We start from the raw sequence: 22,060 nt of genomic DNA on the forward strand, positions 1-22,060 counted from the left end.
TTTTCGGAAACACGGTGCGTCGAATCAAATAGTTAGAGCGAGTTTTGTGCGCCCCTCGCGGTCGCGCTGCCCTCTAAGGAGCGCATGATGGATTATCGCCGGTTTTTCGAAGAAGCGATCGATCAGTTGCACGCCGAGAAGCGTTACCGCGTTTTCGCCGACCTCGAACGCATTGTCGGACGCTTCCCCCGCGCGATCTGGCGGAACAACGGTACAGCCCGTGAAATCACCGTCTGGTGTTCCAATGATTATCTCGGCATGGGTCACCATCCCGACGTGATCAAGGCCATGTGCGACACCGCAAGCAATGCCGGTTCCGGCGCCGGCGGCACGCGCAATATCTCCGGCAACAACCATCCGCTGGTCGAACTGGAAGCCGAACTGGCCGATCTGCATGGCAAGGAAGCCGGTCTGGTGTTCACCTCCGGTTTCATTTCCAACGAAGCCTCGATCTCGACCATTGCGCGCTTGCTGCCAAACTGCCTCATCCTGTCCGACGAGCTGAACCATGCCTCGATGATCGAAGGCGTGCGCCGTTCGGGCGCGGAGAAGAAGATTTTCCGTCACAACGACGTCGAGCATCTGGAGCAGCTTCTGAAGGCAGCCGATCCGGCGCGCGCCAAGCTGATCGTGTTCGAATCCGTCTATTCGATGGATGGCGATATTGCGCCGATCGAAAAGATTGCCGATCTGGCCGACAAGTATAATGCGATGACCTATATTGATGAAGTTCACGCGGTCGGCATGTATGGCGCGCGCGGCGGCGGCATCACCGACCGTGACGGTCTGGCGCACCGCATCGACATCATCGAAGGCACGCTTGCCAAGGCTTTCGGCGCGCTGGGCGGCTATATCACCGGTTCACGCGCCATTATCGACGCCGTGCGTTCCTATGCGCCGGGCTTCATCTTCACGACGGCGCTTCCGCCATCGGTGGCAGCGGCTGCGACCGCTTCAATCCGCCATCTCAAGGCGTCGCAGGTTGAACGCGATGGCCAGCAGCGTCAGGCGCAGCAAGCCAAAGACGTGCTTTCGGCGGCTGGTCTGCCCGTCATGCCTTCGGACACCCATATCGTGCCGGTGCTGGTCGGCGATCCGGAACTTTGCAAGAAGGCCAGCGACCGTCTCCTCGATGTGCACGGCATCTATATCCAGCCGATCAACTATCCGACTGTGCCGCGCGGCACCGAACGCCTGCGCATCACGCCGTCGCCGCTGCATGACGATGCGCTGATCGACGGGCTGAAGGATGCCCTGCTGGAAGTCTGGAACACGCTTGGCATTCCTTTTGCCGAGAACGATGCCCCGCAGACGGCCAGTTCCGACCGCGTCGTGCCGCTAATGGTCTCCAAGGCGGGTGGATAAGCGCCTCGCAAATAGCTGATGGAAAAAGGCCGGTTTTCACCGGCCTTTCTTGTTTTAGGTTAAAGCTGCTCGATCCATTTTACGAGCCGCGCTGCGGCCTCGTCGATCTGATGCGGAGCGCGGCCGAAGCAAAGGCGGAAGAATCCTTCCCCGCCCTGCCCAAAGGCGCTGCCCGGTGCGAGGCCCACATTGGCCCGGTCGATCATATCGATGGCCGCCTTGACGGAATCCGTCACGCCTTCAACGCCGAAGAACAGATAGAACGCGCCTTGGGGCGGCGTGAGGCGCACCTTGCCGGTTGCCTGCAAGGCCGAGCACAGCCTGTCGCGGGTGGCGCGAGCGCGCTCCACCTGCATGGCAATAAACGGTTCGCCCTGATCGAGCGCCGCCACTGCACCGCGCTGCATGAACGGCGCCACGCCGGAATTGGAATACTGGATCATGTTTTCGATCACCGGACCAACGGATGGGTGCACGGTCATCCAGCCCACGCGCCAGCCGGTCATGGCCCAGTTTTTGGAGAAGGAATTGACGAAGATGATGCGGTCGTCAGGCTCCATGATTTCCATGAAGGACCGTGCATGGCCGCCGCCATAATAGAAATGCGTGTAGATCTCGTCGGCGATGATCCAGAGCCCATGCTTGCGCGCGAGATCGAGAATGAAACGCAGCGTCTCGCGATCAGCGGTCCATCCGGTCGGGTTGGACGGCGTATTGATGAAAAGCGCGCGGGTGCGCGGCGTGATGGCGGCGGCGATTTTCTCCGGGTCGAGCACCCAGCCATTCGCGCCGAATTCGAGCTCTACCGCCACCGGCACCGCACCTGCAAGACCAGCCGCGCCGACAAAATTCGGCCAGGCTGGCGACAGATAGATCGCTTCCTCGCCCGCACCCACTGTCGCGGTCAGCGCCATCTCGATGGCGTGCATGCCCGAGCCGGTGACATAGAAATTTTCAGGCTTCAGGGGCAGCGGGAAATGACGCGCATGATAACGGGCCAACGCCTCGCGCAGTTCAGGAATTCCGGCCTGCCAGGTATAGAAGGTCTCGCCATCGGTGATGCTTTTCTGCGCCGCATCGCGAATGAAATCCGGCGTCGGCAGATCGCCCTCGCCGACCCACAACGGAATGAGACCTTCGCGGCCCCGGCCATGATTGGCAACGGCTACAATGCCGCTTTCAGGCGCTTGCGCTGCTTCGCGGCGGAGACTGGCTAAAAGTGTCATGATGATCCTGCGCTGCTTGCTCTATGTCTATCGGCCTTACCAAGACGCGAGCACAAAATCACTCGGCATTTTGTGATGATCCGATCATCGGGATTGATGAATGCCAAAAGAAAACGGAGCCCTCGCAGGCTCCGCTTTGCATTCCAAAGGAAAAATCCCGATCAGGCCTTCTTGGCAAGCAGATCGCGGATTTCCGTCAGCAGCACTTCCTCGCGCGGGGCTTCCGGCTCAGGCTTTGCTTCTTCCTTCTTCTTCAGGCGGTTCATGGCCTTGACGACAAGGAACAGAACCCAGGCGATAATCAGGAAATTGATCAGCAGGGTGACGAAGTTACCGTAAGCAATAGTCGCACCGGCTTCACGGGCGGCGGCAAGCGTGGACTTCGGCTCACCGGCAAGCTGGATGAACATGTTCGAAAAGTCGATACCGCCGGTGATCAGACCGATGATCGGCATGATGATGTCGTTGACGATGGAATTGACGAGGCCACCGAAGGCGCCGCCGATGATCACACCGATGGCCAGATCGACCATATTCCCCTTGAGAGCGAATTCCCTGAATTCTTTCAACATTAGCCTGTCTCCCTCACGAGTGCGACTGCATAACCGGGCCGTCGTTGCTGCGGTGCGCTCGTCGAATTAACCTGGCGTCAGATGGCTCTGACAGTGAACGATAGAACCGCTCCTGACTTTGGGGGCTCGAAAAGCGTTCCATCAAACTATCCTTCGCTTAGTTTGTATTCGAAAAACTTCAAAGAAAAGATAAACGCGGATATCGACGGGTAAAACATCCGGCTTTTCATCAATATTCTTGCGCGCTGGACATGAAAGTGCTTGCGTCAGGCGGAGTTGGATAAACGGAAGAGGAATAAAGCCGCCTATGCAAGGTTGGGGAATCATCGGCGCCGCCTTTCTATATCTGCTGCTTCTCTTTGCTGTCGCCAGTATCGGTGACCGCAGATCGTCGCGGTGGAACAGTGCGCCGCGTCCCTATGTCTATGCGCTGAGCCTCGCGGTCTATTGCACGTCCTGGACCTTTTTCGGCTCCGTCGGCTTGTCGGCACAGCGCGGGCTGGAATTTCTCGGCATCTATATCGGCCCCATCCTGGTTTTCACGCTCGGCAACCGTTTGATGCGCCATATCGTGCGACTGGCCAAGGCGGAGCGCATCACCTCCATCGCCGATTTTCTGGCTGCGCGTTACGGCAAGAGTTTTGGCGTTGCCTCGCTTGCCACCTGCATCGCTGCAGTCGGATCGATCCCCTATATCGCCTTGCAGCTGAAGGCTGTCGCTGGCAGCGTCGGGCTGGTGATGGACCATTATGGCCGCGCCGTTGCCCCACCGGCCTTCATCTTCGGCGATATTTCACTGGCCGTCGCCGCCGTGCTGGCCGTCTTCGCCATCCTGTTCGGCACGCGCCATACCGATGCGACCGAGCACCAGAACGGTCTCATCCTCGCCATTGCGGTGGAATCGGTCATCAAGCTCTCCGCATTCCTCACCGTCGGGCTTGCCTGCACCTTTTTCCTGTTCGGCTCGCCCTCGCAGCTCATAGACCAGATTTCCCAGTCCACCGATGCGCTGAAAGCCTTTCACTACCAGACCTCAATCGGCACCTGGATCATTCAAACCGCGCTCAGTGCCGCGGCTATCATTATGCTGCCGCGCCAGTTCCACGTCACGGTTGTCGAAAGCCGCAGCGACAAGGAGCTGCGCACCGCATCCTGGCTGTTCCCGATCTATCTGGTGCTGATCAATATCTTCGTCTTTCCGATTGCCTTGATCGGCGTGATGACGCTCGGCAATACGGTGAGCGGCGATCTCTACGTGCTTGCCCTGCCGCTTGCCGCCGAAGCGCACTGGATGGCCCTCATTGCCTTCCTCGGCGGGTTGTCGGCGGCGACAGCCATGGTGATCGTCGCCTGCGTGGCGCTGTCGATCATGATTTCCAACCATCTCGTGCTGCCGCTTTTCATCCGCAGCATGGCAAAGCGCCATCCCGCCGAACAGCCCGACCTTACCAAGGCTATTCTCAATACAAGGCGCGTGACGATCGTCGGCATTCTGGCGCTTGCCTTCGCCTATTATCGCTTCACGTCCAACAATATTCACCTCGCCTCCATCGGCTTCGTGTCCTTCGCGGCCATTGCGCAATTTGCGCCGGCCTTCATCGGCGGCCTTTTCTGGCGCAATGCCAATGGGCGCGGCGCGATGCTGGGCCTGTCGGCAGGCTTTCTCGTCTGGGCCTATACGCTGCTGCTGCCCACCATGGCGCCGGAAGACGCCGCCATTTTGCGCGACGGTTTTCTGGGCTTCACGGCGCTGCGCCCGGAAGCGCTGTTCGGCACCGATGCGCTGCCGCTGACCAATGGCGTGATATGGAGCCTCGCCGCCAATACGCTGTTCTATGTTCTGGGTTCGTTGTCGCGCGCCTCGACGCCGCTGGAGCGCATTCAGGCCAGCATCTTCCTGCCGCGCTATTCCATCGCCACGCCAACTCTGAAACGCTTCCGCACTACGGTCACCGTGGCCGAACTGAAAGCAACCATGGCGCGCTATCTCGGCTCCGAGCGCGTCGAGCGCGCCTTCCTGCGGTTCGAAGGGCATCAGCAGCGCAGGCTGGATCCGGGCATGACGGTGGACACGCCCCTGATCCGCTATGCCGAACAACTCCTCGGCACGGCGGTCGGCACGGCCTCGGCGCGATTGGTTCTGTCGCTGCTTCTGCAACGTAACGATGCTTCCGGGCGGGATGCGCGCCAGCTTCTCGATGACGCTTCCGCCGCCCTGCAACAAAACCGCGACCTGTTGCAGATCGCGCTCGACCAGATGGAACAGGGCATCACGGTTTTCGACAAGGATTTCCGGCTGGCCTTCTGGAACCGCCAGTTCCGCACCCTGCTCAACCTGCCTGACGAGGTGATGCAGGTGGGCATCCCCGTTTCGGAAATCGTCGAGCATCTGATCCGCCGCGAAGACGTCGCCTTCAATGCGCGCAACAGCCTCATCCATTCGCTGACGGCCAGCCGCAAGCCGGTGCGCCTGAAGATGAAATCAACGGGCAAGACGCTCGAAATCCAGTCCAATCCGATGCCCGATGGCGGCATCGTCGCGACCTATACCGATATCACCGCCGCTGTCGAAGCGGACCTGATGCGTCAGAAAGCCGCCGAAATGCTGGAACAGCGCGTGGCCGACCGCACGGCGGAGCTGACCCATGTGAACCAGGAACTGGCGCGGGCGCAGGCCGCCGCCGAAGAGGCCAATCTCGGCAAGACGCGCTTTCTCGCCGCCGCTGGCCACGACATCCTGCAACCGCTCAACGCGGCGCGCCTCTATTCCACCGCGCTGTCGGAAAAACTCGGGCGTTCGGAAACCAGCGAATTTGCCCGCAACATCGATTCCTCGCTGGAGGCGGTGGAAGCCATTCTGGGTATGGTGCTGGATATTTCGCGTCTCGACACGGGTTCGCTGAAGCCTGAAGTCTCGGTGTTCCGGCTGGACAGGTTGCTGAGCCAGATCGCCACGGATTTCACACCGCTGGCGCGCAAGAAGGCGCTGAAACTGCGGGTGGTGCCGTCGAGCATCGTCGTGAAAACCGACCGCAACATGCTGCGCCGCCTGATCCAGAATCTCGTTTCCAATTCGATCAAATATAGCCGCAGCGGCGGCATATTGCTCGGCGTCCGGCGGCGCGGGGCTTATGGCGAATTGCAGGTGCTCGACACCGGCATCGGCATTCCACAACACAAGCTGAAGCTCGTCTTCCGCGAATTCACCCGCCTTGATGAAGGCATGCGCGAGGCGGAAGGGCTGGGGCTTGGCCTCTCCATCGTTGACCGCATCGCCCGGCTGCTGGGATTTCCGCTGTCGGTGCGCTCGGTTCAGGCCAAGGGCACCACATTCACCCTGCGCATTCCCGTTTCCAACGAGCCGGTGCCGGTCGAGGAGACCAAAAGCCGTCGCGGCCATGCACGTGCGCTGGAACTGACCGGGCTCGACGTGCTGTGCATCGACAACGATGCCGACATTTTGTCCGGCATGGAAACGTTGCTTGGCGGCTGGGGCTGCAATGTGACGACGCTGCGCAACGGCGCGGCGCTAAAGGCCTTCTGCGCCAAACGCAGCACCGCGCCGGATGTCATCGTCGCCGATTACCATCTGATCCATGAAAACGGCATCGACATGATCGGCTTCACACGTGAGCATTTCGACACAGAAATACCGGCCATCTTGCTGACCGCCGACCGTTCCAAGGAAGTGCGCCAGCGTGCCGAGGAAGAGAACATCACCTTGCTGAACAAGCCGCTTCGCCCGGCGGCGCTGCGCTCATTGCTGTCGCATTTCTATCATGCGCGACAGGATGGCGGCGCGTCACAGACGGCTGCACAGTAATCATATCATGTACTGATTACGTCATTGCCAATGCGCGACAGCAGAATGACGGCCTGGGTGCGGCTGTCGACGCCAAGCTTCTGCAACACGGCGGAGACATGCGCCTTGACGGTCGCTTCCGACACGCTCAGCTCATAGGCGATCTGCTTGTTGAGGAGACCTTCGGCAAGCATGGTCAGCACACGGGTCTGCTGTGGCGTGAGCGTGCGCAGTCGCGCAATCAGCCCTTCGATTTCCGGGTCTTTCGGGTGATCGAGGTCGATCCCTTCCGGCGTCCAGATATCGCCTGCGAGCACAGCGCGCACCGCCTCGCCGATGGTTTCCATGCTGGCCGATTTGGAAATAAAGCCCGATGCGCCCAATTCCACCGCATGATGGATGGTGGCGGCGTCATCCGTGGCGGATACGATCACCACCGGCAAAGCCGGTTGCAGCGCCTTCAGCGCGACCAGTCCTGAAAGACCGGCCCCTCCGGGCATAGTCAGATCGAGCAGCAGAAGGTCGATATCGTCGCGTTCGGCAACCAGTTTCCTGACGGCATCGAAATCGCCAACTTCGACAATCTCGACGTTTTCGGATTGTCCCGACAGGACCTGTCTCAATGCGCCGCGAAAAAGCGGATGATCGTCAGCGATGATAAAGTGCATGTGCCTCGCGCGCCAATTTCAAGTGGTTCCTCCCCGTGCGGTGCATCCAATGCGACCAAACAAGTTTTTATGCCTATTTTTATCCTGAGCAACCAAAAATCACGTTGCTAACGTGTTTTCACATTTCTCATTGCCGCCATGTGGCCGCATTGTGTGGTAGGGTTGCGCCGGAAATTAAAAACACAGGCCCCGCCAGGCACGTGAGCAGAGGGTGGGAACCAGAAGGCATTTCATGACACGCAATACGCTTTATCCCGAGATTGAACCCTTCAAGGAAGAGATGCTGCAGGTGTCGCCGCTGCATCGCATCCATGTGGAGCAGTGCGGCAACCCGGATGGCAAGCCGGTGATCATGATTCACGGCGGCCCCGGCGGCGGCATCACGCCCGCCATGCGCCGCCTGCACGATCCGGAGCGTTATCGCATCATCCTGTTTGACCAGCGCGGCTGTGGCCGTTCCACGCCGCACGCCGAATTGCGTGAAAACACCACCTGGGATCTCGTGGCCGATATGGAGCATATCCGCGCGCATCTCGGCATCGACAAATGGCAGGTGTTTGGCGGCTCCTGGGGCTCGACACTCGGTCTCGCCTATGCACAGACCCATCCGGAGCGCGTGTCGGAAGCAGTGCTGCGCGGCATCTTCATGCTGCGCCGGTTTGAAATCGACTGGACATATACCAACGGCGCCAGCATCATTTTCGCGGATCACTTCGAAGCCTTTCAGGAGCATATTCCGGAAGCCGAGCGCGGCGATATGATTGCCGCCTATTACAAGCGCCTGACGGACCGCGATCCGAAAGTGCAGCTGGAAGCCGCCCGTCGCTGGGCGCGCTGGGAAGGCTCGATCATCTCGCTTCTGCCGGATCCGTCGCGCGTCGATGCCTTCGGCGCGGATGAATATGCAATCGCCTTTGCCCGCATCGAGTGCCACTATTTCCAGAATCGCGGCTTCCTTGATTCCGACGACCAGCTTTTGCGCAATGTCGAGCGCATCCGACATATTCCGGGCGTCATCGTGCATGGCCGTTACGATATCTGCACGCCCTTCATCAATGCATGGCAGCTCAAGAAGCTGTGGCCGGAAGCCGACCTCAAGATCGTTGAGGATAGCGGCCACGCCGTAACCGAACCGGGCATCGTCCATGAGCTGATCGAAGCGACCAAGCGCTTCGCGGCTTAATATATTAAACGGCCCTTAGGGGCCGTTTTTTTATTTAAAGATAACACCCCCCAAATCAGATGGAGAAAAAATGAAAATATTAAATAAATACATAAAATTTCATACTATCAATATAATTATTCGATATAATATACCATTCGCTTTTGGAGCTTTAGCCGCCTTTTTATATTTCCACTACCCACTCATAGCAGATTTAATATCTAATCATTTCCTAGGATCCGCATTAATGATACATCTATTAATATCATTCATATTAAAGATGAATTATGATTTTAAATTTATTAAAAATAAAAATATAGATTCCATAACATCGTACTTCGTTCCATTAACTGCACGTCATTCCCTATATACTTCATTGTTTTTTCTGGGATTCTCATTGATTATTTCTCTCTACGATACCATTCCGCACACCGTTATCTCACTTTTCGGGGGCCTGTATTTCTTCTGCTTCTCAGTAATTATTTCGCGCCCTCCTGCCCGACAACAATCCGCGATATATGGGTTATCAATGGGCGTTATTATTGCGATGCCATTTATTCATCTAGACCGATTGCTGTAGCCCAGCTTTTGGATCACGTCCGTCCGCCGGGCGGTGTCGGCGCCGTTTCGGCGGGCTTATCCGGCTCGCTGTCAAAACTCTTGGCGATATCCATGAAGCGGCGCATGAAGCGTTCCATATAGCTCATGGATTGTTCGAATTCCTGCTCGCTCGGCAGGCCAGATGTCGCATTGCCGCTGCCGCCCTTCTGATCGATGGCAGCCAGCCGGTCTTCCAGCACCTTCACACGGTCCTGCAAATCCGCCAGATCGTTTTCATAAGCCTCACGGTCTTCCGTCGCCATCTTGCAGACCATCTGACCCTGCGACTGTTCGGTGCAAACCGAAATCGCACCGGTCTTGGTGTCGAGGCGCACATAGCCGGTTTCGGTCTGCTCCAGACGATAACGGCCAGTTTCCTGCGCGAGTGCTCCGGACGCGGTCAGAACCGGCGCGACCAGAGCCACCGCCGCCAGACCACGGATGACGGGACGCGTAGCAAAAAAGGTGTTTTTGTTCGACATAATCCGATCTCCCTTTGGCTTCCTGTCATCATATGGGAGCTTTGCGACGAAAATCGAACGTTACAGTTCTTTGTTTTTACGCATTACCCACGCAAAACCGCTTCGCACTTTTGCTGGAAATGCTTTGGGTCTTTGATTTCCGGACAATTTCGGTCTAGAGAGCAGCCATGACCAAGATCATCTACAAGATCGCCCCGCGCGAACTCTGGGCGCAAGCGGAAAAGGCGGGAAGCTTTACGGGCGCGCCGGTTGATATTGCCGATGGCTATATCCATTTCTCTACTGCAGCACAGCTGCGCGAAACGGCTGCAAAGCACTTCGCGAACCAGAACAACTTGGTTCTTGTGAGCGTGGATGCGACCCGTCTTGGTGAAAACCTTAAATATGAGGTCTCGCGCGGCGGCGCGCTTTTTCCTCATCTCTATGCGGAGCTGCCGCTTGACGCGGTCGTGACTGTCGAGCCCTTGCCGCTCGATGACAACGGACTTCACATTTTTCCGGAGCTGAAAGACGAATGAGCGGATTTTTTGAAACTCTCGGCCGTCGCGCCCTCTTCTCTTTCGATGCCGAACAGGCGCATGGCCTGTCCATTGCCGGGCTGAAAACCGGACTCGTCAGCTGCAATGCACCGAGCGACCCCGCTTTGTCGGTCAAGGTTGCGGGATTGCAGTTTCCCAATCCGCTCGGCATGGCCGCTGGCTATGACAAGAATGCCGAAGTGCCGGATGCGCTTTTGAAGCTCGGCTTCGGCTTCACCGAGATCGGTACCATCACGCCGCGCCCGCAAAGCGGCAATCCGCGTCCGCGCATTTTCCGCCTCGTGGATGACAAGGCCGTCATCAACCGCCTCGGCTTCAACAATGAAGGCCACGAGGCCGCTTTCAAGCGCCTGTCGCAGCGCGCAGGCAAGAGCGGCATCGTCGGCGTCAATATCGGCGCCAACAAGGATGCGGAAGACCGCATCGCCGATTACGTGGCGGGCATTCGCCGATTCTACCAGCTGGCGCGCTATTTCACCGTCAATATTTCCTCGCCCAACACGCCGGGCCTGCGCAATCTTCAGGCGCGTGACAGTTTGCGCGAGCTTTTGAGCCGCGTGCTGGAAGCGCGTAACGAAGAAGGCAGCATGTGCACGCTGAAGCGTCCAGTGTTTCTCAAGATCGCGCCTGATCTGGCCGATGACGAACTGGACGACATTGCCGCCGAGGCCACCGAGCAGAAGCTGGACGGTATCATCGTTTCCAACACCACCCTGTCGCGCACGGGACTGAAAAGCGCCGAAAACCGCGATGAAACCGGCGGACTTTCCGGTGCGCCGCTGTTTGAACGGTCAACCGTGGTGCTGGCCCGCATGCGTGAGCGCGTCGGCCCCGACATGCCGTTGATCGGCGTTGGCGGCATCGACAGCGCTGAAACCGCCCTGACCAAAATCAGGGCCGGAGCCGATTTGGTGCAGCTTTATACGGGCCTTATCTATCGCGGTCCCGGCCTGCCGAGTGATATCCTGCGCGGGCTGTCGGCAGCGGTCAAACGCGAAGGCGTTGCCAATATCACTGAGCTGCGCGACCGCGACGCAAAAGACTGGGCAGCGCGTCGGTTGCCTGCCTGATTATCTCGCAAATTCCAGCCTGTAACGGCGCGGCAGCATCGCCAGAAGCGTGATGCCGCGCACCGACAGGAACAGATTGAGCGCCAGCCAAAGCCCGTGATTGCCCATCGCGGGCTTTGCCGCATAAAGCACGGCCATGAAGAAGGCCAGCGACAGGAACATCATGTTGCGCATGTCGCGCGACCATGTGGCCCCGATATAGACGCCGTCCATATGGAAGGCGAGCAGCCCGGTTATGCCGGTGAGTGCGGCCCATGGCAGATATTTGAGCGCTTCGGCATGCACATCTTCGGCTTTGGACAGAAGGCTGATGATCGGATCGCCGAAAACCAACAACGCAAAAGCGATGATGCTGGCCATCACCAGCCCCCACACAAAGGTCAGCTTGGCGCCCCGCACGAAGGCCGGGCTGTAGCGCGCGCCGATGGAGCGCCCGACAATCTGTTCGGCGGCAGCGGCCATGCCGTCGAGGAAAAAGCCCGCCACGAGGAAGAAGTTCATCAGCACGGCATTGGCTGCGAGTGTCACCGGCCCGAGATCGGAACCCGCACGTGTGAAGAAGGCGAAAGCAGTCAGAAGCAGGAAGGAGCGGATCATGATATCGCGATTGACCGCGAACATGCGCACGATGCCTTCCTTCTGGAAAATGCGCTGGCGGCTCGGGCGCTTGGTTGCATCCTTGCGGAAATGCCGGACCACCAGAAAGAGGCCGACGATTGCCGCGACGGTTTCGCCGGTGACGGTGGCCCATGCCACGCCCTGCACGCCCCAGCCAAGTTCCAGACCGAGAATGATGCAGAGCACAATATTGATGCCATTGAGCAGCAGCTGTAGGCCGAGACCGAGCATCCCCTGCCCGCGTCCGAGAACCAGCCCCAGCACGGAATAATTGATAAGCGCAACCGGGGCCGCCAGCATACGGATCGACACATAGGTCGCCATGGCCTCCTGTGTCGCGCTTGTCGGATGCATGAAGGTGGAGGCAGCGGCGAGAATGAGCGGCAGGCAGAGGATCATCAATCCGCCCGCAATGACGGCAATAATGATGGCGCGCCAGAAGATCGCCTGTTCTTCGACGGCGTCTTCAGCACCCATGGCCTGCGCCACCAGACCTGTGGTGCCGGAGCGCAGGAAATTGAACATGGACAGCAGGAAGTCGAAGACCAGCGCGCCGATAGCCAACCCACCGATCAGTTCGGCCTTGCCCATCTGGCCCACCACGCCCATATCGACAAGCCCCAACAGCGGCGTCGTGATGGCGGCAAGCGTCATGGGGATGGCGATCAGCATGACCATGCGATGCGTCACATCGAACGGCCTCGTAACGCTTCCAATGCGCTGCGACTGATCCATAACCACTATCCCCGAATTCATGCCTTTATTTCGAGAACGTCTACTCTGGAATCACTCGAAACGACAGAGAATTCGGCCCATAGATTGTCGCAGCCCCTGACAGCTTCATGTCAGGAGAAATCACATGCTCAAAGGCCGAGCATCATCGCCCAGTAAATGCGATTGGGTTTGTTTTCCGGCGTTGCCCAGGCAAGGCCGTAATGGCTGAAGGTGGGGTCGAGCATGTTCCTGCGATGGCCGGGCGATTTCATCCAGGCGTCGAACACCGCTTCGGTGCTCGACTGGCCAGCCGCGACGTTTTCAGCCGCAGGGCCGCGAATGCCCGCCTGACGCAACCGCGCGACAAAACCATTGCCCCAGCCGACGCTGTGGCCGATCTTGCCGTAGCTTGCCATGCGCTTCGCCTGAAAAAGCGCGGCCTGTTCCAGCTTGGAATCGGTCGCCATGAGCGAGAGGCCGTTTGCCTTGCGGATGGTGTTGAAAAGTCCGGTGGGATCGCCCGCGCTCACCACATTTGTCGCTGCATCCGCCGCGCCGAACGGCAAAGCGGAGAGCGAAACCGCACCCCCGGCGAGAACCAGAAAGCCGCGCCGGGAAAGCATAAATCCTTGTTCTTGCTGCATTGTTTAAATGTACAACCTTACTGCCAATATCTGCTATTTGCGATAGCTGAGGATACGGAGCAAAATAAAGGCAGGGATGACAACGGCAGCGCCCAAAATGAGATAATCCGCAAAGCGGGCAATGGCCGAGAAGCCCATATTCCACAGGCGCAGGAAGAAATCGCGAATGCCCCAAAGAATATCATAGGGCGTCCAGTGGAACGCGCTCATGACCACGCCGACCACCAGCGAAATCAGCACCAGCTTGACGATGATGCGTGCAGGCGTATCGCCAAGAAAACGGTTTACACCATCAGACATGCAAATCTCCTGCGTCTCAATTTTCCGCCATGCTGACAGATTCATCGCGCAAGACATAGGCTGTGATGATGACATCCGCAAGTTTTGAGCGTCCGCATTTATCTTTGCTTACGATAATCGCGTGGCGCCTTCTGCTTCTGGCGCGAGAAGGACCGGTTCATGCTGCGCGTATCGGTAAAGCCGCTGGCGACGGCCACTTCCAGAAGCGATAGTCCTGTTTCGGCCAGCAATTCCTTCGCCTTCTTGACGCGCAGTTCTTCGCGCACTTCAAAGGCCGTCCGTTCCAGCGCCAGCCGAAAACCGCGCTCCATCTGCCGCACCGAAATGCCAAGCCTGCGCGCCACATCGATCATCGGCACCGGGTCTTCCAGCGTTTCCTCGAAAATGCGGATGGCCTTGCGGATCATCGGCGAGCGCACGCCGTTGAAGCTGAGCGCGGGCTGTTCGGAGCGCACCAGTTCGTAAGGGATCATCAGGATGGACGCGCTCTTGCGCGCCAGCTCTTCGGAAATCTCGTTCTGGATGATGGAGAGCGCCAGCGACGCCGCGCCCAGACCGCCCGCGCAGGTATAATGCCGCCCGCTGCGGTGAAACAGGCTGGTCGTGTCGGCTGTATAGCCGTCGAACAGGTCGAGAAAATCGTCGCGGTGGAACCAGTTCACGCAGCAATTGCGGTCTTCGAGCAAGCTGCCCTCGGCCAGCAGGAAAGCGGCGGTGCAAAGCCCCACCACGGTCTTGCCGCGCTTGTCGGCGCGCTTGATGAGATCGATCAATGCCTGCTGGCGCGGACGATACTGGGCAAGCACGCCCCCGACGACAGCGACATAGTCGCATTCGTCGAGTTCGCCGATGGGAGCCGTCGGCTCGATCACCATGCCGGAGCTGGACGCAACCGGATCGCCGGACAGCGTGCAGATTTTCCAGGCGCAGCGAATCTGGCGGCTCTTGTCGCGATCATCGGCAGCCAGACGAAAAGGATCGAGAAACAGGCTCAGCGCCGTCAGCGTAAAGCCCGGCAGCGCGACAATGCCAACCGACAGCCTGCGCGGTGGTGCGTCGGCTGGCGTGTCCTGTCGTCGGCCTGAATCCGGTCCTGTTCCGTTTGCCACGTTCGTCGCTCTCCTCCGCACTGTCATCTATCTGCGCGGAGTTGCTCGCGCCGTCAACGAAAATGCTTGGAAAGCTTCAACTGCTGCGCCTGATAGTTGGAGCCGAGATCGGTGCCATAGAGCGCCTTCGGGCGGTTCAGCATATGCTCATAGACAAGGCGTCCGACGATCTGGCCATGTTCCAGAATGAAGGGCACTTCATGGCTTCGCACTTCCAGAACGGCGCGGCTGCCGGTGCCGCCCGCGGCACTGTGACCAAAGCCCGGATCGAAGAAGCCCGCATAATGGACGCGGAACTCGCCGACCAGCGGATCGAATGGCGTCATCTCGGCGGCGTAGAGCGGCGGCACATGCACGGCTTCACGCGAGACGAGGATATAGAATTCATCCGGGTCGAGCACGAGTTCGCGCGCGCCGCGATCATAGATCGGCTCCCAGAAATCGAGCACATCATGGGCGGCGCGTTTGTCCACATCGACAACGCCCGTGTGATGCTTGCCGCGATAGCCGATCAGCCTGTCCGGCCCGCCGGAAAGATCGACGGAAAGCGCAATGCCGCCGCCGGAGATATTCGGCATTTCAGCGGCCACCAGTGTCTCGGAATGATGCAGCGCGGCCAGTTCCGACTCATCGAGCTGGGCGCGGCCCTTGCGGAAACGGATCTGCGACAGGCGCGAGCCGGTGCGCGCAACAATCGGGAATGTGCGGGGGCTGACTTCCAGATAAAGCGGGCCCTTGTAACCGGCGGGCACCTTGTCGAATTCCTGCGCGCCATCGACAATCACCCGCGTGAAGATGTCGAGACGGCCAGTCGAGCTTTTCGGATTGGCGGAAGCCGACAGTTCCGGCGACAGCGAAAGGCTTTCCAACAGCGGCACGATATAAACGCAGCCGGTTTCGAGAACCGCGCCCGCCGTCAGGTCGATCTCGTGCAGCTTGAGACGTTCAAGCTTGTCGATGACCGGTGTGCCCGGACCCGGCATGAAGGAGGCGCGAACACGATAGGCCTTTGCACCAAGGCGGAGATCGAGGCTCGCGGGCTGAATCTGGTCGGCATCCAGCGGACGGGGCGAAGCCAGCAAACCGCTTTCGAACAGCGCAGCGATATCCGCATCCGCCAGAATTCCCGCATCTCTTAGCGCCATCGACCTCGTACTCCATAGTCTGAGCAATTCTTCAAAAGACCTTTGACCACTCGAAGGCCCAATGCCAACCCTTCACGCCCGGAGAAACGGGGTTTTCCGCAGGAATCGAAGCCAATCGCAAACCGATGAGGCAGGCTTTTCCTCAAAACTCGCTATCCTAGTGGTCTGATTCCAACATTTGTATCCCTAGGTTCCAAGCGCTGAGCAAATGTTGGAATCTAAAAGACCACTAGCAACTATATGTATCTAGTGGATTTTTCGAATTTGACGTTTGAAACAGCATCTATGTCAGCCGGGATTCAAACGTCAAATTCAATCCACTGGCATTGACGACCTTGCGCGACAGGCATAAGGAAAATGTGTTCCGTGGTGATTTGGCCGGCCGGCTTGCAGCCACGTTAAAGAATTCGCTAAAAAGGGCCGCGGTTCGTTACCGGCCTTTTGGGCCGGTTTTTTATTGGCCGCCGAGATGCCACTAAACGCTTTTAGGCGTCCCGGCCGACCAGCTTTTGACAGGTTGGAAAAATGACGACTGAGACTACCCGCAAGTTCCGCCCCGCGACACAGCTCGTGCATGCCGGTTCGCTCCGCTCCGGTTTCGCCGAAATGTCGGAAGCGATGTTCCTCACGCAGGGCTTCCTTTATCCCGATGCCGAAGCCGCCGAAGCGCGCTTCAAGGGCGAAAATCCGGGTTTCATCTATTCGCGTTATGCCAACCCCACCACGGACATGTTCGAAAAGCGCATGTGCGCGCTGGAAGGCGCCGAGGAAGGCCGTGCCACGGCTTCCGGCATGGCTGCCGTCGCCGCCGCCATTCTGTGTCAGGTCCAGGCCGGTGACCATGTGATCTCCGCCCGCGCCGTGTTCGGCTCGTGTCGTTATATCGTCGAGACCCTGCTGCCGCGCTATGGCGTGGAAATCTCCATTATCGACGGCTCGGATATCGCCAACTGGAAAGCCGCCGTTCGTCCGAACACCAAGGTAATGTTCCTCGAAAGCCCGTCGAACCCGACGCTCGAAATCATCGACATCGCCGCCGTGGCCGAAGTGGCCAATGAAGCGGGCGCAAAGCTGATCGTCGATAATGTGTTTGCGACCCCGCTTTACCAGAAGCCGCTGGAGCTTGGCGCGCATATTGTCGTCTACTCGACCACCAAGCACATCGACGGTCAGGGACGCTGCCTTGGCGGCATCGTATTGTCCGATCGCGAATGGGTCGAAACCACGCTTCAGGACTATTATCGCCATACCGGCCCCGGCATGAGCCCGTTCAATGCGTGGATCATGCTGAAGGGTCTGGAAACGCTGTCGGTGCGCGTGCGCCAGATGACGCAGTCGGCGGCTGCCGTTGCCGATGTTCTCGCCGGTAAGCCGGGCGTCAAGCGCGTCATCTATCCGGGCCGCGCCGACCATCCGCAGGCGGATATCATCGCCAAGCAGATGACAGGCGGCTCGACCCTGATCGCGCTGGAACTGGAAGGCGGCAAGGAAGCTGCATTCAAGTTCGAAAACGCGCTTCAGGTGTTCAGCATCTCCAACAATCTGGGCGACGCCAAGAGCCTGATCACCCATCCGGCCACCACGACGCACAAGAACCTGAGCGACGAGGCCAAGGCGGAGCTGGGCATTTCCGATGGCGTGCTGCGCATTTCGGTCGGTCTCGAAGACACCGACGATCTTCTGGAAGACGTCGAAGAAGCGCTGAAGGCAGCGGTTCGCTGAACATAGAAATGATTATCCGGCTCAATAGAATCGGGCCGGATAGTCAGCTCATTTTTTGCCTTTTTTCATCCCGAAGCGTCTCGGGATGATGCAAAAGACGGGGTTTCGTCTTAAAATATGTGACCTTTTCGCTGCAATCCCCCGCAAGAACAAGCGAAAAGCAGAAAATCTGTCTCGCTGCCCCTGTCTGGATTACCGCTTCACGTTGACCTCCAACGCAACTTTGGCGATAGGTGGGCATCAGGCACATGATAGAGGCGGATGCGATGTACAGGGCGGTGACGCAGGGGATCGAAATAACGGTTGAGCCGTTTTATCTGGAAGAAGAGTCGGCTCCAGAAGACAATCGCTATGTCTGGGGATACCGCATCACCATCGCCAATAATTCATCCGATACGGTGCAACTGCGCTCGCGCTACTGGCAGATAACCGACGCCAATGGCCGTGTCGAGGAAGTGCGCGGCGCCGGTGTCGTGGGCGAACAGCCCGTTCTCGATCCGGGCGACTCGTTTCAATATTCGTCCGGCTGCCCGCTGACCACATCGTCGGGCGTGATGGTTGGCCGCTATCAGATGCAAAACCCGGCCGGTCGCACATTCGAGGTGGACATACCGGCTTTCTCGCTGGACGTGCCCGAGCAGCGCCGTACGTTGAATTAGAGCCAAAACAAAAGGGCGGTCCCGAAGAACCGCCCCTTGTGGGATTATTCCTTCGCGAATTGCGCCGGATCGAACTCGTAGGTCGTCGAACAGAATTCGCAGGTCACCGAAATCTTGCCGTTCTCGGTGCTGTCGCGAATTTCCTCGGCGGAAAAGCCCGACAGGACACCCTCGATCTTCTCCCGCGAGCAGGAGCATTCGTCCACCACCTTGATGGCGTTGAAGACGCGCACGCCGCGTTCATGGAACAAGCGATAGAGCAGCCTTTCAGAGCCGATCGTCGGATCGGTCAGTTCCGAGCTTTCAATGGTTCCGACCAGCGACCGCGCCTCATCCCACGCGTCATCCACCGGATGATGCACGGCTTCATTGTCGTCGCCGTCCCCACCCGGCAGATCGGGAATGCGCGCGCGCAATTCCGATTCCGGCAGGAACTGGATGATCAATCCGCCAGCGCGCCATTTCTCGACGAGCTTGCCAGCGACGCCCCGTTCGACCAGCTTGGCGACGCTGAGCTTCAGATCGGTCGGGATCTGTTCCGACTGGCGGAAATAGGTCGTCGCAATTTCTTCCAGCGTCGAGCCGTCCAGCGCCACGATGCCCTGATAGCGCTGCATATAGGCGCCCTGATCCACCGTGAAGGCCAGCGTGCCGCGACCGAGCAGCTCTTCCGGCTCTGTCTTGCCAGCGGCGATGGCACCTTTCAGACGCTCATCATCGAAACGCGCATAGGCGCGCACTGCATGCGGCGTGCTGAAATCCACCACCAGCATGTCCACCGGACCGTCGGACTGGGTCTGGAAGATGAACTTGCCTTCGAACTTGAGAGAAGTGCCAAGCAGAACGGTCAGAACCGTCGCCTCCGCCAGCAGGCGGGCCACTTCCTCTGGATATTTATGGCGCTTCAGAATGGCGTCGATGCTCGTGCCAAGCTGAACCGCGCGACCGCGCACATCAAGCCCTTCCACCTGGAAAGGCACGACGGCGTCGTCGCCCGCAAAGCCGAAATCACCCAGATCGAGCTTGGGACCCGACTGGCCGTTTTCGGCTTCAATGTGAATGTTGCTGGTATCCTCAGCCACAAAAAACTCCAATCACGCGCCTTGCAGGCACCAGGCCAGAATGGCCTTCTGGGCGTGGAGCCTGTTTTCGGCTTCGTCGAACACGACCGATTGCGGCCCGTCGATCACTTCGTTGGTCACTTCCTCCCCGCGATGCGCAGGCAGGCAATGCATGAAAAGCGCCTTCGGGTCGGCTTTCGCCATCAGCCTTGCATTGACCTGATAGGGCATGAACACATTGTGTCCACGGGCGCGGTCTTCCTGTCCCATCGAAACCCAGGTATCGGTCACGATGCAATCCGCACCGCTTGCCGCCTTGTCCGGGTCTGTCGTGGACATGATGTCCGCACCGTGCGCCCTCGCCCAGTCAATGAAGTGCTGGTTTGGCTCGCTGCCTTCCGGCGTCGCGATATTGACGTTGAAATCAAACCGCGCCGCAGCTTCCACAAGCGAATGCAGGACGTTGTTGCCGTCCCCCATCCAGGCAAAGGTTTTGCCTTTGATCGAGCCGCGATGTTCCTCATATGTAAGAACGTCGGCCATGATCTGACAAGGGTGGGTGTCGTCGGTCAGTGCATTAATGACCGGAACCGTCGCATGTTCGGCCAGTTCCAGCATACGGTCATGCGAGGTGGTGCGGATCATGATCGCATCCACATAGCGCGACAGAACCTTCGCCGTATCGGCGATGGTCTCGCTGCGGCCGAGCTGCATTTCCGAGCCCGTCAGCATCAACGTTTCACCGCCGAGCTGGCGCATGCCGACATCGAACGACACACGCGTACGCGTCGACGGCTTTTCGAAAATCATCGCCAGCACCTTGCCGGCGAATGGCTTTTCAATCTCGCCCGCCTTCAGCCGCGCCTTGCGCGCCTTCGCATCCTCAAGGATGGAGCGCAATTCGCTTCCCGGGACGGCGGACAGGTCGAGGAAGTGCTTGATACCGTTATCCTGAGCCATGATCACGCCGTCTTGCTGATCGGATTTGCGACGGAAAGCCGTTCCACGGCCATTTCGATGCGGTTCAGCGCCTCACGGGCTTCTTCCGGCGTCGTGACCAGCGGCGGCAGCAGACGGACGACATTGTCGCCAGCGCCAACGCTCAGGAAATGCTCGTCACGCAGCGCCTGAATGAGCGTGGTGTTCGGAACAACGCATTTGATACCCATCAGGAGACCGCGACCGCGAACCTCGGAAACCACATTCGGGAACCGGTCGATGATCGACGCCAGCCCCTGCTTCATGACAAGCGCGGTGGCCTGAACATTTTCAAGGAAACCGTCAGCCAGCACGACATCCAGCACAGCATTGCCGACAGCCATGGCCAGCGGATTGCCGCCATAGGTGGTGCCATGCACACCGGCAACCATGCCCTTGGCGGCTTCAGCCGTCGCAAGGCAGGCGCCGACCGGGAAACCGCCGCCAATGCCCTTGGCCACAGCCATAATGTCCGGCTTGACGCCCGACCATTCATGGGCAAACAGCTTGCCGGTACGGCCAACACCGGTCTGCACTTCATCGAGGATCATCAGCAGGCCCTTTTCGTCGCAGATCTGACGGATCAAGCGCATGAATTCGTCCGGGAAGCCCCGCAGCCCGCCTTCGCCCTGCACAGGCTCAAGCAGGATGCCAGCAGTTTCATCGGTAATAGCGGCGCGCAAGGCAGCCTCGTCGCCGAACGGCACCTGATCGAAGCCTTCGACCTTCGGGCCGAAACCTTCAAGATACTTGGCCTGGCCACCGGCAGCGATGGTCGCAAGCGTGCGGCCATGGAACGCGCCTTCAAAGGTAATGATCCGGAAACGCTCCGGATGGCCGTTCGCGAAATGATAGCGACGCGCGGTCTTGATCGCGCATTCAAGCGCTTCCGCGCCGGAATTGGTGAAGAAGACCTTGTCGGCAAATGTGTTGTCGACCAGACGCTGGCCGAGCTTTTCCTGTCCGGGAACCTGATAAAGATTGGACAGATGCCACAGCTTGTCCGCCTGATTTTTCAGGGCTTCGACCAGATGCGGATGGGAATGGCCAAGGGAGTTCACCGCGATGCCAGCCGCAAAATCGAGATAGCGCTCGCCAGTTTCGGTGATAAGCCAGATGCCCTCACCTCGCTCGAAGCGCAGAGCCGCACGATTATAGGTGTCGTAAAGCGGTTGCACGGTCGTAGCGTCGGTCATTGCAATCAGGCCTCCATAAGCCTTTCTAAATGCTGCATATCCGAGGAAAACGGACTGTCAGCCTTGCCATTTTGAGCGATATTCCGGCCCTCTCTCCGGCCGAAATAAAAAGCCGCCCACCGGGCGGCACAATTATTTACGGGCGTATATTGGCGCTCGCGAAAAAAATGTCAATCAAACTAAGCCCGGAATATCGCGCTTCTTTACGCATGGGTTCATGCATTTTTTGCCCGCTTCCGCAGGTTTTGGCCACGCTTTGCACAACAGACATATCGGACTTGACGCGACAATTCCGCAAGCGGGGTAGCGCTTCCAGGATACGCCCTATATATAAGGCCCAGTTTTCACCCTGCAGCGGGTGCAGCACCTTCTCTCTCGCAGGTGTTCAAAAATGCGCCACGGGACCAAAGAAAAACCGTCTTTGTCAC

Annotated in this window: 19 protein-coding genes and 1 riboswitch; of the genes, 7 read left to right on the forward strand and 12 right to left on the reverse strand. The window is 58.7% G+C overall.

Annotated elements, in window-relative coordinates; translation table 11 throughout:
• Positions 1-87 precede the first annotated feature (87 nt).
• Positions 88-1,365, forward strand: coding sequence for a 5-aminolevulinate synthase (gene hemA / locus JAU75_RS05510; RefSeq protein WP_199055321.1), 1,278 nt, complete (start codon positions 88-90; stop codon positions 1,363-1,365).
• 59 nt (positions 1,366-1,424) lie between these two features.
• On the opposite strand, the gene JAU75_RS05515 is transcribed toward hemA, so the two are convergent.
• On the reverse strand, positions 1,425-2,591 hold the full coding sequence (locus JAU75_RS05515) for a pyridoxal phosphate-dependent aminotransferase (RefSeq protein ID WP_199055323.1): 1,167 nt from the start codon (positions 2,589-2,591) through the stop codon (positions 1,425-1,427).
• A gap of 161 nt (positions 2,592-2,752) precedes the next feature.
• The gene (mscL, locus tag JAU75_RS05520) at positions 2,753-3,163 is read right to left on the reverse strand and encodes a large conductance mechanosensitive channel protein MscL (protein WP_199055325.1); all 411 of its coding nucleotides are present in this window, start codon (positions 3,161-3,163) and stop codon (positions 2,753-2,755) included.
• Between the two features lie 307 nt (positions 3,164-3,470).
• Between mscL and JAU75_RS05525 the strand changes: the two genes are divergently transcribed.
• Positions 3,471-6,986 (forward strand): PAS domain-containing hybrid sensor histidine kinase/response regulator, encoded by a 3,516-nt coding sequence (locus JAU75_RS05525; RefSeq protein WP_199055327.1) that lies wholly within the window; start codon positions 3,471-3,473, stop codon positions 6,984-6,986.
• Between the two features lie 5 nt (positions 6,987-6,991).
• Here JAU75_RS05525 and JAU75_RS05530 read toward each other — a convergent pair whose 3' ends face one another.
• Positions 6,992-7,633: a response regulator transcription factor gene (locus tag JAU75_RS05530; RefSeq protein ID WP_199055328.1), complete on the reverse strand. Its 642-nt coding sequence runs from the start codon at positions 7,631-7,633 to the stop codon at positions 6,992-6,994.
• 232 nt (positions 7,634-7,865) lie between these two features.
• On the opposite strand from JAU75_RS05530, the gene pip reads away from it, so the two are divergent.
• Positions 7,866-8,816: a prolyl aminopeptidase gene (pip, locus tag JAU75_RS05535; RefSeq protein ID WP_199055329.1), complete on the forward strand. Its 951-nt coding sequence runs from the start codon at positions 7,866-7,868 to the stop codon at positions 8,814-8,816.
• A gap of 572 nt (positions 8,817-9,388) precedes the next feature.
• Here pip and JAU75_RS05540 read toward each other — a convergent pair.
• Entirely contained in the window at positions 9,389-9,877 is a 489-nt protein-coding gene (locus JAU75_RS05540; RefSeq protein ID WP_199055330.1) for a hypothetical protein, read from the reverse strand.
• Between the two features lie 167 nt (positions 9,878-10,044).
• On the opposite strand from JAU75_RS05540, the gene JAU75_RS05545 reads away from it, so the two are divergent.
• Both JAU75_RS05545 and JAU75_RS05550 read left to right on the forward strand, forming a co-directional pair.
• Positions 10,045-10,395 (forward strand): DUF952 domain-containing protein, encoded by a 351-nt coding sequence (locus JAU75_RS05545; RefSeq protein ID WP_199055331.1) that lies wholly within the window; start codon positions 10,045-10,047, stop codon positions 10,393-10,395.
• Entirely contained in the window at positions 10,392-11,486 is a 1,095-nt protein-coding gene (locus tag JAU75_RS05550; protein ID WP_199055332.1) for a quinone-dependent dihydroorotate dehydrogenase, read from the forward strand. The genes JAU75_RS05545 and JAU75_RS05550 overlap by 4 nt, the downstream gene beginning before the upstream one ends.
• Here JAU75_RS05550 and JAU75_RS05555 read toward each other — a convergent pair whose 3' ends face one another.
• The 5 genes from JAU75_RS05555 to JAU75_RS05575 form a co-directional block, all read right to left on the reverse strand.
• Positions 11,487-12,839, reverse strand: a complete 1,353-nt coding sequence (locus JAU75_RS05555; protein ID WP_199055333.1) for an MATE family efflux transporter — start codon at positions 12,837-12,839, stop codon at positions 11,487-11,489.
• Positions 12,840-12,967: 128 nt separating this feature from the next.
• Positions 12,968-13,462 carry a CAP domain-containing protein gene (locus JAU75_RS05560; protein WP_199055335.1) on the reverse strand — a complete coding sequence of 165 codons (495 nt, stop codon included), beginning with the start codon at positions 13,460-13,462 and terminating at the stop codon, positions 12,968-12,970.
• Between the two features lie 33 nt (positions 13,463-13,495).
• Positions 13,496-13,762: a DUF6460 domain-containing protein gene (locus JAU75_RS05565; RefSeq protein ID WP_199055337.1), complete on the reverse strand. Its 267-nt coding sequence runs from the start codon at positions 13,760-13,762 to the stop codon at positions 13,496-13,498.
• A 98-nt stretch (positions 13,763-13,860) separates the two neighbouring features.
• Complete coding sequence (locus JAU75_RS05570) at positions 13,861-14,871, reverse strand: GlxA family transcriptional regulator (RefSeq protein ID WP_199055339.1); 1,011 nt, start codon at positions 14,869-14,871, stop codon at positions 13,861-13,863.
• Between the two features lie 53 nt (positions 14,872-14,924).
• Complete coding sequence (locus JAU75_RS05575; protein ID WP_199055340.1) at positions 14,925-16,016, reverse strand: 2'-deoxycytidine 5'-triphosphate deaminase; 1,092 nt, start codon at positions 16,014-16,016, stop codon at positions 14,925-14,927.
• Positions 16,017-16,372: 356 nt separating this feature from the next.
• Positions 16,373-16,452: riboswitch (SAM riboswitch) on the forward strand.
• An 89-nt stretch (positions 16,453-16,541) separates the two neighbouring features.
• Between JAU75_RS05575 and JAU75_RS05580 the strand changes: the two genes are divergently transcribed.
• Entirely contained in the window at positions 16,542-17,738 is a 1,197-nt protein-coding gene (locus JAU75_RS05580) for an O-succinylhomoserine sulfhydrylase (RefSeq protein ID WP_151588728.1), read from the forward strand.
• A gap of 266 nt (positions 17,739-18,004) precedes the next feature.
• Positions 18,005-18,397: a Co2+/Mg2+ efflux protein ApaG gene (gene apaG, locus JAU75_RS05585; RefSeq protein WP_199055341.1), complete on the forward strand. Its 393-nt coding sequence runs from the start codon at positions 18,005-18,007 to the stop codon at positions 18,395-18,397.
• Between the two features lie 44 nt (positions 18,398-18,441).
• Here apaG and JAU75_RS05590 read toward each other — a convergent pair whose 3' ends face one another.
• Genes JAU75_RS05590 through JAU75_RS05600 form a run of 3 tightly spaced genes read right to left on the reverse strand, consistent with a single transcriptional unit; the run spans position 18,442 to position 21,632 of the window.
• Positions 18,442-19,479 (reverse strand): Hsp33 family molecular chaperone, encoded by a 1,038-nt coding sequence (locus JAU75_RS05590; RefSeq protein ID WP_199055342.1) that lies wholly within the window; start codon positions 19,477-19,479, stop codon positions 18,442-18,444.
• Between the two features lie 12 nt (positions 19,480-19,491).
• Positions 19,492-20,418 (reverse strand): ornithine carbamoyltransferase, encoded by a 927-nt coding sequence (argF, locus tag JAU75_RS05595; protein WP_199055343.1) that lies wholly within the window; start codon positions 20,416-20,418, stop codon positions 19,492-19,494.
• A 2-nt stretch (positions 20,419-20,420) separates the two neighbouring features.
• The gene (locus tag JAU75_RS05600) at positions 20,421-21,632 is read right to left on the reverse strand and encodes an aspartate aminotransferase family protein (RefSeq protein ID WP_199055344.1); all 1,212 of its coding nucleotides are present in this window, start codon (positions 21,630-21,632) and stop codon (positions 20,421-20,423) included.
• Positions 21,633-22,060 lie beyond the last annotated feature (428 nt).

Source organism: Ochrobactrum sp. Q0168 (genome assembly GCF_016427605.1).
GTDB lineage: Bacteria > Pseudomonadota > Alphaproteobacteria > Rhizobiales > Rhizobiaceae > Brucella.